General features: G+C 35.6%; 9 protein-coding genes, 1 tRNA gene and 1 pseudogene. 7 read left to right on the forward strand and 4 right to left on the reverse strand.

Annotated elements, in window-relative coordinates; genetic code table 11:
* Positions 1 to 651: 651 nt before the first annotated feature.
* Both ACFIK0_RS08305 and ACFIK0_RS08310 read right to left on the reverse strand, forming a co-directional pair.
* Positions 652 to 1,077 carry a hypothetical protein gene (locus ACFIK0_RS08305; RefSeq protein ID WP_375663792.1) on the reverse strand — a complete coding sequence of 142 codons (426 nt, stop codon included), beginning with the start codon at positions 1,075 to 1,077 and terminating at the stop codon, positions 652 to 654.
* An 18-nt stretch (positions 1,078 to 1,095) separates the two neighbouring features.
* Positions 1,096 to 1,347, reverse strand: coding sequence for a phage tail assembly protein (locus ACFIK0_RS08310; protein WP_375663793.1), 252 nt, complete (start codon positions 1,345 to 1,347; stop codon positions 1,096 to 1,098).
* A gap of 827 nt (positions 1,348 to 2,174) precedes the next feature.
* Here ACFIK0_RS08310 and ACFIK0_RS08315 point away from each other — a divergent pair.
* From ACFIK0_RS08315 to ACFIK0_RS08330, 4 genes are all read left to right on the forward strand, one after another.
* A complete protein-coding gene (locus ACFIK0_RS08315; RefSeq protein WP_375643657.1) occupies positions 2,175 to 3,371 on the forward strand; it encodes a multidrug effflux MFS transporter in 1,197 nt (398 codons plus the stop codon).
* Positions 3,372 to 3,632: 261 nt separating this feature from the next.
* Positions 3,633 to 4,364: an alpha/beta fold hydrolase gene (locus ACFIK0_RS08320; protein ID WP_375637840.1), complete on the forward strand. Its 732-nt coding sequence runs from the start codon at positions 3,633 to 3,635 to the stop codon at positions 4,362 to 4,364.
* A complete protein-coding gene (locus ACFIK0_RS08325; RefSeq protein WP_375663794.1) occupies positions 4,361 to 6,535 on the forward strand; it encodes an isocitrate/isopropylmalate family dehydrogenase in 2,175 nt (724 codons plus the stop codon). The genes ACFIK0_RS08320 and ACFIK0_RS08325 overlap by 4 nt, the downstream gene beginning before the upstream one ends.
* A gap of 866 nt (positions 6,536 to 7,401) precedes the next feature.
* On the forward strand, positions 7,402 to 8,208 hold the full coding sequence (locus tag ACFIK0_RS08330; RefSeq protein ID WP_273791536.1) for an N-acetylmuramoyl-L-alanine amidase: 807 nt from the start codon (positions 7,402 to 7,404) through the stop codon (positions 8,206 to 8,208).
* A 1,242-nt stretch (positions 8,209 to 9,450) separates the two neighbouring features.
* On the opposite strand, the gene ACFIK0_RS08335 is transcribed toward ACFIK0_RS08330, so the two are convergent.
* Positions 9,451 to 10,647, reverse strand: a complete 1,197-nt coding sequence (locus ACFIK0_RS08335) for a porin (protein WP_375663795.1) — start codon at positions 10,645 to 10,647, stop codon at positions 9,451 to 9,453.
* Positions 10,648 to 10,962: 315 nt separating this feature from the next.
* Here ACFIK0_RS08335 and ACFIK0_RS08340 point away from each other — a divergent pair.
* A tRNA-Ser gene (locus tag ACFIK0_RS08340) sits at positions 10,963 to 11,053 on the forward strand.
* Between the two features lie 1,469 nt (positions 11,054 to 12,522).
* Here the strand turns inward: ACFIK0_RS08340 and ACFIK0_RS08345 are convergent.
* Positions 12,523 to 13,743 carry an MFS transporter gene (locus tag ACFIK0_RS08345; protein ID WP_375643664.1) on the reverse strand — a complete coding sequence of 407 codons (1,221 nt, stop codon included), beginning with the start codon at positions 13,741 to 13,743 and terminating at the stop codon, positions 12,523 to 12,525.
* A gap of 1,613 nt (positions 13,744 to 15,356) precedes the next feature.
* Between ACFIK0_RS08345 and ACFIK0_RS08350 the strand changes: the two genes are divergently transcribed.
* The gene (locus ACFIK0_RS08350) at positions 15,357 to 15,947 is read left to right on the forward strand and encodes a DUF5930 domain-containing protein (protein ID WP_375637843.1); all 591 of its coding nucleotides are present in this window, start codon (positions 15,357 to 15,359) and stop codon (positions 15,945 to 15,947) included.
* Positions 15,948 to 16,658: 711 nt separating this feature from the next.
* Positions 16,659 to 16,768: pseudogene (locus ACFIK0_RS08355) on the forward strand (late control protein); the annotation flags it as partial.

Below are 16,768 nucleotides of genomic sequence, written 5' to 3' on the forward strand. Positions count from 1 at the left end.
GGAATGCGAGTTTCCATGTTTTATCTCCTTGAATATGCTGGAGATACAATGCCTTTTTGCAAATTATGTTCCAAAAGTGAATAGATATGCGCCAAAAAGGACAGAAAACATCGAAAACAAGACGGTGATCATTAACTTAAAATTCTTCTTACATGACTCCAGTCTAGAACTGATAATACCAGTTTATCGAGAATTTTAGTTGATGGGGGGATAAACGGTCTATGAGGAATAAAGGAATGGCTCTCTTTTCCCGTTCTGTACTGCAATGTTTAAAAGATTGAATGTCGTTGTGAAGTTTAATCTTTCCCCCTTAGCTTAAAAGTAAGCTCTCTTAATGCTTTTCTTTCAAGTAATGTCCCAGATACTGCTTGAGGAAAACTTTGTAAACGCTTTTCCATCATTGATTATGTTTGAAGGTAAAAAGTAAAATTCTGGAGTCTTTATTTTATTATTCATTTTTTTGTAAAAACAGCGCGTCTTCTAAAATTTTAGTTTTTTATATTGTACTTATAATTAAAAGAATGCTTCAATTATTCAAAATAAATATCAAAAGTATTCAATTCAAAAAGCTATGAGAGATAAAAGAGAAGGAAGAAACATTAGTGTTCTAAGCTGTTTTTCCTTCTCTTATTGCTCTATATCAAAACAATGCTAGAAAAATTTTCTAAGTTCTTTGAGTAAAAACTCCCAAAACCAGAGAGGAAAGTTGAAAAGTTTTGAGACAATGTCCAAAAGTTTTGAGATTCTCTCCAAAGGTTGTTTTTTAGTTTCGCCCGCAGTTTTTTTATACGATGTAAGAGCACTTTGATTTGAGAGATAAATTTGGTTCGATGGACCATCTTGTACTAAGAAAGTGCCTTTTGTAAAGGTCATGCGTTCCACCTTTATGACGTAGGGATTATGAACTGTAATCGGTTCATAGGTGCTACAGGTTTTCACTTTTGCATTTGCAGTTGTCATGTCTTCTGTTTCAAATGTATTTGTGTAAAGGTTACTTGTGCGTTTTTCGGGTTTACTGTCGATTAAAATACATTCATCCATTATGCTTTTTATGGGTGCATTTACTTTGTTTAGCATTTTATCAAACTCTTTTAGTCATTCTTTTATTAAAGGCCCGTCAATGTCTTTAATGTTTAAAAAATCACGAACACCAAGTTTACTGATGGCATTATAGGACCACCCTGAAAGACATGCGATCATTTCAATCGATTGCTCGTCGCCTTCTTTGCTCTGTATTGCTTTTAAGTCTTTAAATTTCGGGCGGCGTAAGGTGATTTCTGTGTATGTCTTTCCTTCCACTTTAATAGGTCCAAGTAATTGGTACGTGGCTCGTTCTGTTATATTCATTACTAGCTTCTCCTTGCTTTCTACATTAGATGCAGAATGATTTATCAAATTTTTATTATATCATGTTTGTCAATAGCTTAGGCAATAAACTTTGTGCTGGCTATGTAGAATGAAATTCTAACAAAATGGACAAGATGAATTTAGATTTTAGAGCGAGATAGAAGCACAATTTGCTTTATGATATTAGTGGATGATATTAGTGGGCTATTAAGTTTATTTGCTCAATTATTTGTGTTGATAAAGACTTCTCCATGAGCCATTATTATATGCTGTATTGTTACAATAATATTTGCGTGGGGAGTTTTGAGGAAAGGGAGTTTGTGGCTTCTTTTTTCTTTGAGCGTTGTAAACCAATTCTGATAAAAGATGTTGTCGGGAAAGTGATGTTGTTATCATGGAGAGGGATAGAGTTTGGGAGCGTTTTTGTTGATGATATCAATGAAAAAAGCTGATGAAGATAGGGCAACATGAATACAACAAAATGCGCTATTTCGGATTGGGAAATATATCTCTAAAGGGGAGTTTTGATCTTTTAGCTTCTTTTGCGTATAGTTTTAAAATTGCGATTTGCTATGCTTTAAAATTAATTATAAAGTGAAGCACTAAGTGTTTATTTACGTGTTGAGTGTGTGCGTGCGGATCATACACTGGATTTATGTATCAACAAGCTGAATTATTCTCGAATAAAGTAAAAGAATAAAGAAAATTGATTATTTTATTCCCTGTGGATAAAGTTAAAATAGCTTTATATTTATAAATATAAATTATTATTTTTCTATAAACGTAAAATTTAAATATTTTTAAATTTAAGAAATGTGACTTTCCTGATGAAACATAAATATACATTACCATTCATTATACTTATCGTATGTTTATCAACAGGAGGTTTGATTTCTACCGATATTTTTTTACCAGCACTGGGCGATATGCGTCAATATTATCAAGTGACACAATCTCAAATTCAAAGTGCAGTGGCGGTTTTTTTGTTGGCATTGGCACTTGGACAGCTCATTTATGGGCCGCTGAGTGATAATTTTGGGCGTAAAAAAACACTTCTATTGGGCTTATTCTTGTGGTTATTTACGACACTTGGTGTGATTTATACGGTTCATATTCACGCTTTTCTTGTGTTACGTTTTTTGCAAGGTCTTGGTGCTTGTGCGGGACTTGTCTTAAGTCGTGCAATTATCAATGATTTGTTGGATAAAAAAGCGGCTGGAAAACTTTATTTGATTGTTTTCCCTTTTATTGGAATGTCACCAGCGCTTGCACCTTTCATTGGTGGACTTTTGATACAGGCTTTTCATTGGCAGGCAACTTTTATCTTTTTAAGCTTTTTTATATTTTTGACCATTTTGCTATGTTGTTTTGTGCTAAGCGAAACTCTACCCCCTCAAAGGCGGCAGCATTTTTCTCCTATAGGATTGATGAAGGCATATTTAGGTGTTTTCAGAAATAAACAATTTATTTTTTATGCACTTATTCCGTGTTTTTCTTACGCTGCCTATTTTGCTTATATTGTGGAGTCGCCTTTTTTACTCACGACTTTGGGGTTATCGCCGATACACATTAGTTATAGCTATATTGGTGTTTCGTTTCCCTATATTCTGGGAAATCTTTTGGCGCGATGGTTTTTTGAACGCGAGTCTATGGAAAAGACTGTGGGCAGAGGGTACATTATTTTTGTGATAGGTGGTGTGCTGTTTGCTTTGCAAATGTATCTAAGCCCATGGCCTCTTGTGACAAGTTTTATGGCTATTGCTGTTCTTACTTTTGGAAATGGTTTTTTATTGCCGTTAGGAACAGCGTTGGCTATTTCATCGCATCCGAAAGCTGCGGGAGCGGCTTCTGGTGTTATGGGATCTTTGCAATTAGGAAGTGCGGCACTCAGTGCAGCGGTTATCGGAAAAATCTCTGGTCATAGCCCACGGGCTATGGCAACTTTGTTAGCTGTGTGTTGTATGATTGGTTTTATCATTTATATTCAAAAAGCGCGTCATTTTATGACTTCAGAAATAAGCTGAGTGAAATGATAAAAAGAAAGCATTATGCGGAAATGCTTTTGATGTTTTACACAAATGGGGCACCTGTACATTAGATGAATTTTTTTATTAAGTTTCTGGATTGAGTGGGTTTAAAATTTGTTACAAGCTTAGTTTGAGTTTAACAAATCGATTATTATGAGGGGAGAATATGAGCATAGAATTTCAACATATTTTCATTATATTGGGTAGGAAAAGTTCTGGCTCTAATGCATGTTTAAAAATAAGGGGAGGAATTGATCAATGGGACTTCCTATTATTATTCTTTCTCCTGTAATGCCAATTTGGGATGGTGGTGTTTTTTGTTCTCCATTGACAAAGCTATGTTCAACAAAAGGATTCCCTGTCGCTCTGCTGGATACGCTTTCTCTTTTTCCTAAGGGTTCTCATGTTCTCAATTATTCTGCTGTAGACATTTTATCTTTTATGGCAGAAAAACTTAAAAGCTATTTTAAAGAGCCCGCAGTGCTTGTGGGATTTTCTATGGCTGGAACATTGGTACAAATATTGGCAGCCCAGCTTCCCAATGTTCAAGCTGTGCTTGCTGTGAATGCACCTGGCTATCCAGATAAGGTTTTGCAACGGCGCCTTGGAGATATTCTTGCCTCCTTAGAAAATAATGATTTATCGGGGGCTTTGGAAATACTCAATGGTTTTATGCATCCTTCTGGCATTATGAAAAAAAGAGTTTTATTGGAGATTCCCGATAAACAAAAAAGCGTGGCAATTGAACGCATGACAAGAGGGTTTAAACTCTTATTAGAAATAGATGCTAGAGATGAAATAGTTAAGTATAAGGGGAAGTTTTTAGCTTTAGTGGGAGAAAAGTCGCAACTTGCAACGGTAGATAATCAGACAAAAAGTCATAATCTGAACCATGAATATAAGCTTATCTCTGGTGCTGGTACGCGTTTGTGGGAGGATAATCCTACTATGACGGATGCAGTCATTGATGAGTGGATGGAGGGACTATGAAAAAGAAAGTTCTTGTCTTACCTGGTGATGGGATAGGACCAGAGGTTTGTGATGCTGCGTTGATGGTTTTAGAGCAATTTCAATTGCCGATTGAATTGACTTATGGTGATATTGGTTTTGAATGTTGGAAACAGGAAGGAAATTCTGTCCCTCAAGCGACTTGGCAAAAAATTACTCAGAGTGATGCTATTTTACTTGGTGCTGTGACCAATAAAGGAAAAGAAGCGGCTTTAAAAGAACTTGCACCGCATTTAAAAGAGAAAAACCTTGCCTATGTTGCTCCCGCACTTCAACTTCGCCAAAAGTTAGGTTTGTTTGCAAATATACGTCCTGTAAGATACATCTTTGGTCCGAGAAAACCTTTTCATTTTTGTGTTATCAGAGAAAATAGTGAAGGCCTTTATGCTGGATTGGATTTTCGGGGTATTTCTCCTGAAAAAGCCGTTTGGCTAAAACATCCAAATTTGACAAAATATGGGCTTGAGGAAGCTGCGTGGACAGTCCGTTTGCAGACACGCTTTGGTTTAGAGCGGTTATTTGAATACGCTTTTTCTTATGCGAGGAAATATGGCTTTAAGCGCGTTACTTTTGCTGATAAGCCCAATGTTATGCGAGAAAGTGGACAATTTGCTCAGGAAATTTTTGAGAAAATTGCGCAAAACTATCCGGAAATTGAAGCAGATATTCATAATGTTGATGCGGTTGCTTTGTGGATTGCAACCAAGCCAGAGCGGTTTGGTGTGATTGTTGCTGAAAACATGTTTGGCAATATTCTCTCTGATCTTGGCTCTGGGATAATGGGGGGATTGGGGCTTGCATCTCATGCGAATGTGGGGAGCGAGATTGTTTGTTTTGAACCTGTTCATGGAAGCGCACCACGTATTGCTGGACAAAATAAAGCAAATCCTTCTGCGATGCTTTATACCACGGCTTTACTCTTAGAGCATTTAGGCTTTAAAGATGCAGCAAAACAATTATCTGAGAGTGTTGATCAGGTTATTCGTGCTGGAAAAACCGTTACCTATGATCTTGGAGGTGTCGCCTCTACCCGTCAAATGGCTGAAGCTGTTCGCAATTCTCTTGTGAAGCCTGTCTTTGTTTGTCGTGCGGCGATTATCACTGTTGGTGATGAACTCCTTTCAGGACAATATTTGAATACGAATTTACAAGATTTAAGCCAAAGCTTGAACAAGAGAAATATTCAAGTCACACGTCATTTTGTTTGTGCTGATCAATTACAGCAAATCAGTGAGACTGTTGTTGCTTGTCTTGGACAAGAAGATCTTATCATTATCAGTGGGGGATTGGGACCAACATCAGATGACATAACACGCGATGGAGTTGCTCAAGCTGTAAAGCAGCCTTTACTACATCATGAAGATGTTTGGCAAACAATAAAAGGTCAATTACAACGATTAGGGATTACGGCGGATAAGAGTAATGCGCGTCAAGCATTGTTTCCTGAGACAGCAACCGTGCTTGATAATCCTACAGGCACAGCACCAGGATTTTATCTCTCTTGCGATGGAAGTACGCTTGTTGTTTTGCCTGGTCCACCATCACAGGCTCTTGCGCTTTTAGAGAATTATTTAGAACACAATGAGAAGAAATATTCTTCTGTATCGCGTGCGGGGTATGCATGGACTTTGATTGGAATTGATGAAAGTACAATTGCGCAGTGGGTGGATGATCATTTTGAAAATGAGCCCTTTGAACGGCATTTTTTATGGAAAAGCCCCTATGTTCTTGTACAGCTTGTTGGTCAATCAGAAGCGCCCTTGGAACAACATTTCGTGGAAGAATTTGAAAATCATTTTCATCCCTATTTGGTTGGTGCAGAAGTTACTACTGCTTGTAAACAATTAGCAATGCACGTTGAGGTTCATTGGTCTGCCAATGATCCGCGGCTTTTAGAATATTTTCAGCCCATAGAAAAAGGTAAACAAGATATTCCACTGCTTGAGGTTGAAGTGAGCCTAGAGCCTTCTTTGGAGACATTAGAAAATCAAGCAGAAAGCCTTGGACATGCCACGATGACTATACGGATGAAAGGTTATGGTGAGGATCATATTACTTTTCCCTATACGCGACCACTTTTAGGTGTCGTCTTACAAGAATATGCAGCTTGGGCTGTCTTAAAAAGAGTTTTGCAAACTGAGAAGAAAAAATGAACCTCTATGGGGACGTAACAATATTTCTTAAATTATTAAACGTTCTATTATAAGAAGTATTTTGATCATTTTCTTAAGTGGTTTTTATCTATAGGTTAAACTTTCTTTTGATGTGTCATTAAATGACTTTGAGTGATTCAAGATTAAGAAAAACTTTACGATATTAGGTTCGCTACATTCAATATTTATAATGATTAATTATGATTATAAATCAATATGTTATATTTCATAGAGCTGATGACAAGGAATCCAGAGACTTCATGTGCCTCAAGCGTTGTAGATAATTGAGATTCTTTGTAAATCAAAAAGCGATGGTGTGAAAAGACAAGAAATTGTGTCATTTACAGGAAAGCTTTGCAAATTTTATTGAACAATATGTCCGTGAAGAGTTTTATTGTGAACATGTGCCGTTCCGTGATCTGATAATAAATTGCTGTAAAGAGCTCATAAAATTTTTCCTTTAAGTTTTTGTGTGATTGCATGATCGTTGGGTGTTCGCTTCCGAGGGGCGATATTTTTCAATTTGATAACAGGAAGAACTATTTTTTCTGTAAGACGTGAAGATTTAATGAGTGATCATTTTACGCTTTTGTTTTCCTTTCGATTGGTAATTTGTAGGAATTTGTTTGGGGAAAAGATTTAATGCGGTGTATTTGTGAATGTGGTTAAAAACATTTTACGCGTGTGTGGGGGAGAAATAAAAATGTGTCTTAATTGTTGATAAGAGTGTCAATGTTTTTGATGAACAAATTTTAGGCGTAATTCTTAGTATCTAGATTAGGAAGTTCATTGCGAAATTTTAACAGTTCGTGTCCTATCTGTTGTGGTGCGCAGTGGTCTTTTTAAGCAACAAAGAAAGGGCTTTTATGTATCAGATTGATTACAACAGTTATCGTTCTGTCAAGAGTTTTAATCGTCGCGTTCGTTTTCTCGTTATGCATTATACGGCTCTTGATTTTAAAGCCTCGATTATGGCGCTTACAGGAGAAAAGGTTAGTGCACACTATCTTGTTCCTGATCCTTCAGAGCAGACATATCGTGAGGCAGGCTTTAAGGACATGCGTATTTTTAATCTGGTCGATGAAAATGAGCGTGCATGGCATGCGGGTGTGAGTTCATGGGCTGGGCATAGTCATCTCAATGATGCGTCTATCGGGATTGAAATCGTTAATTTAGCGACGGGTCATTCTGAGTCTCCAGAAGAGACAGTTGGTTTTATGGCTTATCATGATGAGGGGGGGATATTTCCTCCTTATAATCCAATACAAATTGATGCCGTTAAGGAACTTGCCTTAAATATTCTTCAACGGTATCCCGATATTATGCCAACTGATGTGGTGGGACATAGTGATATTGCCATTGGAAGAAAAAGTGATCCAGGAGCAGCTTTTCCATGGAAAGAACTTTATAAGGCAGGTATAGGAGCATGGTATGATGATGAACTAAAAAGTCATTATCAAGAGCAATTCTCTAAAAACTTTCCACCCAAAGAAGATGTTTTGGCGAAGCTAAAATGTTATGGATATGACATTTCTGCTGCGTGTCCCCAAACAGGATACAAAGATTTGATCCGAGCATTTCAACTTCATTTTCGTCAAGAAAATTATGATGGGATTCTAGATGTTGAAACAGCAGCAATTCTTTATGCATTGGTTGATAAGTATTTTCCGTGAATTCAATGCGTTTTAATTGAAAATATGGCTTATGATTACGTGTAAGCCTTTTTGTTATCAAGAGAGGCTGCTTTTTGCCAATGGGCTTTATGTAAAAAAGGCATTAATCGTGTAAAAAATCCCCTGTACGGTATAAGGCGTTTTATGGAAACATAAAGCTATAGAATGCTTTATGATTTGCAGAGATTAAATTTTACGGTTTCTTTTCTTCCTTTAAAAACGCGTAAAGTCAAGATGTTGCGTATATGATGGCATGCTCCTTACGCAGGATAAAACGCTTCAAATAAAATGGACTTGTGTTGTATATTTCCATGCTTGTTTTAAAGCAATGTCTTTTAATGCGTATTACAACACATATTTTACAGCGACGTTTATAGAGAATATAATCTAAAATCCTCTATGAAGTGTATCCTCATTTTTATGCTTAATAAAAGTGCCTAGCACTATCGTACATTTTGTCAGATCTCAATGTTACTATAGCCCTTGGAGTTTAAAACGATTCATAAAAGGGTTTTCTTTACTCGTTTTTATTCACACGGCTCTCTCCGCTTGTTGTACAAGTGAAAGGTTTTGGTTGATTGAAACATGAAAAATAATAAATTATGATTATAAATCAATGTGATGTAGGTTCAGGAAAAATAGGGGTATTTACAGATTGCTCCTGATAGGAGGCTTTATTCTTTAGAAGGGGAAGAGGTCAATTCATTTTTTGAAGATATATCGCTTTTCTCTTTTATTGCTTTAGGGAATATTTGCATCGTTTTGACAGCATGTTTCTTGATGATTAAGTTTTTTAATGAAGCCGTGTTATAAAACATTGTGTTTTAGAGTGTTGATAGAAGACACATTCAGGCATATCAAAAACACAATGATGTCTTGTTTTTTTCAATATTTTATCTGTTCAGTACAGAATTGACCAGAGAAGTTCATGACCTAAATTAACAAAGGTTAGAAGTAAATTGCTAAGAAAGACCAATTTGGTCATAAAGCAAAAGGGTCTGCTCATGCTTTAAAGGGCAAGGAAGAGATTGTGTTTGAAGTGATGTGTAAACGCCCGTATGCAGTGCTCTTATCAAGCATATCAAGGGTTAATCTTCTGAGAGTAGTTTTATGAAACTAAGTCGTTTTTTTCCGAGAGACAAGACAATACGTATCAGGAAAAGATATTCATGATATTTGATTCCAAAAATAAAAACTGGCAAACCATGTTGCCAGTTTTTAAAAGCTGTAGCTTAAATAGGATTAGAATGAACGCTGTAAACGGATCATACCTTGAAAAGCACTTTTCTTATTGAATAAATGTTTTTCATCATTATTTTTATCCGTCACAACGCGATCATCATTCCAAGAAACATAGGTTAATTCAGGTGTAATCACAAATCCTGGAACCAGCGTGTATGTAATATTTACAGAAGTTGCAAAGGTTTTTACAGCACTATAAGAAACTTGAGCATTCAAATTTGCTTTTGGAGTAAGCTTGTAAGTGGCACCCGCCCAAGCAGCCCATTTACCACCCCAGTTTGCATAAATCGTTGTGCTTTGTCGTGATAATTCATCATTTTCATTTACTGTGTAGTAATCAAGGCCATTTTTATAACCAGCCATTACCCATAGATTGAAACGATCGTTGACATTGAAATCTGCACGTACTTTTCCAGCCCACTTTTTGTAGTAAGCATCATATGCTGCAACTGCTGAAAAACCACCCCATTTTTGCATGAACTTTATACCCAAAATCACATTCGGGGTGTAATTTTTAATTGCTTTACTTGGAAGAGTACCCTCAGTGATAGAAACAAGCTTATCATCTTTATCAATGTAGTATCCTGTTATTCCTGGAAGAGAATCTGCATTATTGCCTAATTCAGCGCCGATAATAGCAGAAAAGCCGGAATCACCATTAAAGGTGTAGGAAATAAAATTGGTGCGTGTTGTGCCGGCAGGCGCTATGCTGTCATCATTGAGAACATCTCCATAATCACCAGTCCAGCTGTTGAAAATTGTGTCATCAAGACCTACGCGAAAACCACCCAGTTCAATGTAAGCCGCGGCAAGCTTTGCAGCAGCGTTGTCTCTACCATCACCCCAGTTTGAATAAATTCTTGCATATGAACGAAGTGTTCCCATTTCTGTTTCAGAAGCTGCTTGAAAAACAAGGGTGAGCCGTGATGCGGCGCCATAGGTTTTTCTTTTGTCTCTCAGTTCAGTTTCGGTTGTTGCATCGATATTATTACCGCCTATAAAATCAGTACGAACATTTCCTGATAAACGCATGCAGGTTTCTGTTCCAGGGATATAGAAATATCCTTTTCCGTAGGCATCACAAACGCGAACATATTCTACAGGTTCGGGTTCGGCGATAACTGTTGAAGCGGCATGTGCTCCAGAAATTGCTAAAAAAGCTGCTGTAGAGCTTAAAAAGAGGGATTTAATATTCATATGGGATCTCCGCGGTCCGGTTAAATTTCTTCTAAAGAGTACCATTTGCCTAACGCATTAAGGACAAAGACATAAGTAAAATACGCAGCACTTGTTATCTTAGCTATAACTAATCTTTTTAGAGTTTCAAATATGAAATTACCTTTTTGTAATATATATATGTACTATTCGAGATGCTGTGGTAAAAAAGACACAATTCTTGTTTTATTAACTTTTGCTCCCTATGGGATCAATAGGAGAAAAATTTTCAGATATTTGGGAAAAAAATCGAAAATGTCTTGAACTTTCTGTTGATACCATTTATGCCTCTCTGTTGGAGAGGTGGCCGAGTGGTCGAAGGCGCTCCCCTGCTAAGGGAGTAGGGCTCAAAAGGCTCTCGAGAGTTCGAATCTCTTCCTCTCCGCCATCTATTGTTATAAAAGCAGTTGATTGTGTATAGGAATTTTGTTTTCAGTGATTTGTGCTCATTTGCTTTTCTACCAATCTCAATTTTGTGAAGTTTTTTGATTTCTTTTCTTGCTAGGCGTTTTCTATCAGCTACTCTGCTATAGAGTGGTGCTATTTTATCTTCCTTCTATCTAAATTTATGTGCGAAATTGTAATACCTGTATTAGCAGCGCGTGTGGTTGCTCATTTTCTTAATTCCTGTGTTGATTTTTAATTTTATGTTTCATGAAACAAGTTACAAAAATTTCTTTTCTAATGGTGTAAACTAAAGCAAAACCAATGGGGGATATTTTAAGCGCAAGATGTTTCATGTAAATTGCTATTGTTGATAAAGGAGAAAGCGAAGCTCTGTTATAGCAATCACATTGACGTTGCATATTTTTTAGCTAAGGATTGCTTATTTATTTTATGGATATGGGGAGCAGCATGAACGTTTGTAAGAATAAGCGGCCGTAAAGCTAGATATGTTACGGATTTGGTTCTACAAAGTGTTTTTGATCTCCCTATGTCGTTTCAATCGTTTGGTGGCATATTTATTATTTTATGACGTTGTTTTACTAAGCTTTTGCTTTTGCGTGTCAATCAACACCTATTCCTTATACAACGGCATATTTGAGATCAATATTTAAGATGGTTTACTGCTTTATCGGTTATGTCAGCTTTTATATATCAAATAGGGGAGAAAATATTGTATATATCTGTTAGCGAGTTATTTCTAAAAACGGAAGGATCTTTTAATTTTGAAAAAAATATGAAAGCGGAAAAGATGGAAATGAGCTCCCATTTTTATCATCATCTTATTAATTCAGTTTTACAACTTTCATGAATCTCTATGGTCGTGTCTTTTAAATAATGAAGATTGCGTATCTCACGCTTTTGTTTATTCCGTTGGGATTATGCCTCTCATATAAAAAGCATGTTCTAAACACAAATATACTTGTGTTGCCAATTTATGCACTTGTTTTAAAGAGATATCTTTGCAATGTGTATAAGCCCATTTTGCGACGCCACCTCGTAAATGGTATAAAACACAAAAGTTTCTGTGAGACACATAAAGCCTTATAAAGCCACACCATTTGTATACTTATGAAGATGCAAAGAGGCATATTATATATCTGCCTTCCTGTTGTTATAGATTTTAACTATGAGAGTTCATAAAAGGCATTTTTTCTTTTCTAAATTGTTTTTATCTATACGGCTTTCTCCACTTATGATGTGCAAGCAAATGATTTTGATTGTTTCAACCATAAAAATAGATTTGAAAAGAAAGAATCTTACAATATTCAAGTTTGGTATATTATGATTATAAATCAATGTGTTGCTTTATATTTGCATTGTATATTGAAAGTTGGATGTGGCAATGCTCTCAAAAAAGTATCGATTTCTTTTAGAAGAAAACATTCTGGGTGAAATGTTATGGTTTTCCTCTCACAGAGACTTTTGAGAGTGTTTCATCCATCTCATGACAACCAAACCACACATGAAAAAAGTAATGGTCGGTAATATTAGGTAGTAAGATGGAGAAACTTTTGCAGGAAGAAAAGAAATAATACTCAATACTGTAATTGAAAATATTCTTCCGCTAAAAGAGACAGCACCAACAATACCGGAAATATGTTGCGTTTGTTTTTGGTTAAGTTCTGAGAAAAATAAGCTTTTTGCCCCGATCGGTACAGTGCAAATAAATCCATGGATTAAAGAGAAGGCGATGACTGATGCAGCAGTTTGATGGCTATGAACTAAAAAATAGAGCGCTATGCACATCAGAGCAGAAAAGAAGGAAAAATATTTTATAGAATTCTTATATTTTTTATCAAGAACATGATACTTAGACATCAGTAAATTTGAAAAATATTGTGCTGAAAAGGCTCCAATATGGCAGCACATCAAGACGAGCATTTGCGAACCGTTGAGGTGATGAATTTTTCCCCCTGAAAGTATTATCGGTTGCCAGAAATGATAAATAATCTGAATACCAGCGCTAAAAAGGCACATGAGGAAAATAAACCATGCTCCTCCTACTGTATTTTGAAATATCCAGAGCGTTTCCTTGGCATTGTGCAAGATTGTTTTTGTTTTGGACGTTTCAATTGTCGTTTTCTTTTCTTCAGGAACAATAAGGAATATCAAAAAAATAAATCCCATCATGAGGCATGAGATGATATATCCCATAAAATATTGTCCAGAGTAATAGATCGTTCCAATTCCTACAATCCCACTGAGAATACTTCCGAAAGAGTTAACCTGGTGGTAGAGATGAGCATAATGCGAAAAGTGATCCTGTTTATCGCCTAGAGAATGGTAAATCCATCCGTCAATGGCGCTGACAATGATGCAAATGCCCGCTGCATAGAGAATTTGCGCAATAATAAGTGCTGTCATATTGGGAGCTTGAAGGCATAAAATATAAAATACTCCTGTCATAAAGACCCCAGCCATAACGGAATATTTACGTCGATATCTGTCAGATAAAACAGCGCAGGGAAAATCAAGCAGCAGAATAGTGGTGGAAAAGACAACCTGAAGCAGAGCTAATTGCGCCAGACTAACTCCCATGGACATTAAAAAAATAGCATGGTAAACGCCGATCAGCATGCGGACAGCATTATAGGAGCCATAGTTGAGAGCAAGGGCGCGTGGTCTGTTCATTGTGTTGTTCCATAGATTGTACAATAAGAATTTCCACTGAAAAGAATATTTTTCTGTGAAAAGGTAGCGGTTTCATATCCCCATTCAGGGATCGGTGGAAAGCTGTTTTCCATAACCACCCCAAAATTAAAAAGGTCCCTTAGTCTATATGAGACTTCAAAGCGTATTAATGAGAGGAAATGATGCAATTTTAAAGTGATTATGAGGAGCAACATAAGCCTCATAAATGAGATTGTCATCTTTTGAGGGGAGTTGCTTGTGGGGCTGTTGCTTTCATAGCAATCATTTTGTCTAGATCTGTAAAATGACCCTAGGACGGCAAGATCATTGACATAATTAGAACTTATAGAGGCTTGTTTATTTTTTATATACCATTTACTGATCCATTCTCTTTGCTGATTAGGTGAAATAGCACAAATGATCCATAAATCGGTTTTTGGTAATTTTTTGATATCTTTTTTTATAGTCATCAACATTTGTAATCCCCCCCCCTTTCTTTCTGACTGTTTCTCCGTATCACTTTACGTCTAAAAAAGTTTTTTTCAGAATTCATCTTTACTTTATTTATTAAAAAGATTGTCTCGCAAGGTGCTTTTTAATCCCGTCATTACGATTAAGAATTAAATTCCTGATATAAGAGGAAGAGTGCATGATATATTGTGACTAAATACATAAATCCCTCTGTATCCTGAAATGACAATTTCCTTTTGCAAAACAGTATCTTTAATGGAAGCTCGATAACCGTTACGTTGATTATGGAAATGATAACCTAAAAGAGTGCTTATGAGTGCTTGAAGATATTCTTTAGATATTACAGACAGGATAAGAAAATAGTTTAAAAAAATCAAACGTGGGATGAAAGCTTTCATCTTATGATGGGTAATGGTGAATTTTAAACTTCATCTACTGTTTTTTTGAGCTACTGTGCTGTAAGAAAGATCAAACTCCCCCAATTCATGTCTCTAATTTAGATCATTGATCATAAACATTATATACTGTCTTTTCAAATTATAACTTTGCTCATTGTTTGTCTTCACTGATTAAATCAACATTTCTCTAAAAATGCCGCTTGAGAAAAATGCATTCTATCAGTTTAATACTCTATGATCTTTTAATTAATTTAAGGAAGATAGCATAAAATATACGATAAAAAATGAATAAATTTTAATCTTTGTAAAAAACACAAACTTTTTACTGCTGCTGATAAAAAACAAAGCTATATTAAAAGTAGCCTTTATACCCTTCAATATCATTGGTTGTGTTTATCTGTTTTGTCTACTCATTATTTCACCATTGTTAATATGATTGTTAATCAAAATATCATTTTTGAATTATTTATAGCATCGTATTAAACTCTTTTAAAGTCATGGATAAAAGATTAAATTACTCCTCTAGAGATATAAAACTAGATAGAAAATTCCATGGCTACTCTGTTGAATAAATTAGTTTTTATAGATTTACTCTATGTGTAGCGTATTTAATTGTTGTACAACTTATCATTTTTTATTTTTATTGTAGATTATTTAAAATAGATTTAATAAATTTCATTATGAATATTTTGATATTAATTTATATGTCTATTTAAATTGTTGTGTTCAGAGAAAAATAAAAAAATGTTTACAAAAAAAGTTCTGTTTAGAGAAGGCTTATTGCTTATCATATTTTTGCTACCATATTTTTTGTCTACCTCGCATGGCTATACGGGTATAGATAAATTATTTTGTTCCAAAGTGGTTAGGGAGCGCGATGATGCTGTTCAAAAGTTGGATTCAGTCGAGTTTGAAAAAGAAAATGCTGAACGGGGATGGAACGATACCATGAAAATATTGAATATGATGATAGACGACTTGAAGAGAATAGCTCTTGAACAGCAGGAACTCTATTTGGCATTGCTGAAAAATATGCCAAACAACAAACAACTTTCTTATAAATATCAAACAACTCTAAAACGCAATGATGCGGTTTTTGAGCGGCTCGAGAAGGCTTTTACTTTATTTGAGCATGTTGAGAAAAGGACAGAAGCCTTTCGAGGGCTAGGTGAAGCAAATAAGCATAAAAATCAGTCTCAAATGTTACATTACTTAGAAGTGATTTCTGAACATCATGGACATGTTGATGGACTCAATAAAGAACTTGAAAGGCTCAATCACGAAGTTGATAGTTTAAACAATAGGCTTCAAAATTTGAAGAAAATATCTCGATAAGAAAACAGCAAAGTTGTTCATTAATGCAAATGAGGAAAAATGCATGAGATGATGAACAACGATTTCATTGAAAAAGGAATGAACGGTGGGATTTGCAATAGTACTCATCATATCCGTTATGGTTATTATAGGGACTCTTTGTTTTTTGTGTAACAGAAACTGTCAAAGAGCGGAAAGAGATAGATGGAAAAGATATGGAGAATCACCAGAAACACGCTCCGAAAATGAAAGAAAAAAATGAGACCAGTATGACAATACAAGAAACATAACCATTTCATGAGACGCTTTAAAATCCAGATAATAAGGTTTTGGAAGTCTCTTCAGCATTTGATAAAGAATCTGAAGTTTTAGCGTTTAAAGAAGTTATGGTCCTTTCATCGAAGGACTATAAAATAATCATCTGCATATTTGTTATCATTTTGGCAGTAGACTTTGTTATCCAGATGTTGGATAAGGTCATTATCCAAGTATTGGATGGGGGCAGAGAGTTTGATATCTTTACTTTTATATGTATTTTTAGCTTATTTATTTTGATCTGTTGTTTTATGGCTATCCCGATTATTTTAATTTTACACAATACGATTGAGGAAAAAATTGAAAAAAATACTTCAGCAATATAAACAGATTTGAAATGAGAGAATCTTACAATATTCGGGTCTCTCATTCAATATACAAAACAGTAAATTATCATTATAAATCAATGTGTTGTATAATAAAGCCGATACATTTGAAGCAGAGTTTGATGATAGTGGCAATGATTTAGAGGTTCCCTCAAGCAACAGCACTCTGCAAGTGATTTTTGGCTATGAGAACAGCATCAG

The organism is Bartonella sp. CL63NXGY, from assembly GCF_042194905.1.
Classification (GTDB): Bacteria; Pseudomonadota; Alphaproteobacteria; order Rhizobiales; family Rhizobiaceae; genus Bartonella.

Coding starts and splice junctions, on each gene's coding strand:
- ACFIK0_RS08320 (WP_375637840.1), top strand. CDS start 3,633: ATGGGACTTCCTATTATTATTCTTTCTCCTGTAATGCCAATTTGGGAT.
- ACFIK0_RS08345 (WP_375643664.1), bottom strand. CDS start 13,743: ATGAACAGACCACGCGCCCTTGCTCTCAACTATGGCTCCTATAATGCT.
- ACFIK0_RS08335 (WP_375663795.1), bottom strand. CDS start 10,647: ATGAATATTAAATCCCTCTTTTTAAGCTCTACAGCAGCTTTTTTAGCA.
- ACFIK0_RS08325 (WP_375663794.1), top strand. CDS start 4,361: ATGAAAAAGAAAGTTCTTGTCTTACCTGGTGATGGGATAGGACCAGAG.
- ACFIK0_RS08315 (WP_375643657.1), top strand. CDS start 2,175: ATGAAACATAAATATACATTACCATTCATTATACTTATCGTATGTTTA.
- ACFIK0_RS08330 (WP_273791536.1), top strand. CDS start 7,402: ATGTATCAGATTGATTACAACAGTTATCGTTCTGTCAAGAGTTTTAAT.
- ACFIK0_RS08305 (WP_375663792.1), bottom strand. CDS start 1,077: ATGCTAAACAAAGTAAATGCACCCATAAAAAGCATAATGGATGAATGT.
- ACFIK0_RS08350 (WP_375637843.1), top strand. CDS start 15,357: ATGTTTACAAAAAAAGTTCTGTTTAGAGAAGGCTTATTGCTTATCATA.
- ACFIK0_RS08310 (WP_375663793.1), bottom strand. CDS start 1,347: ATGAATATAACAGAACGAGCCACGTACCAATTACTTGGACCTATTAAA.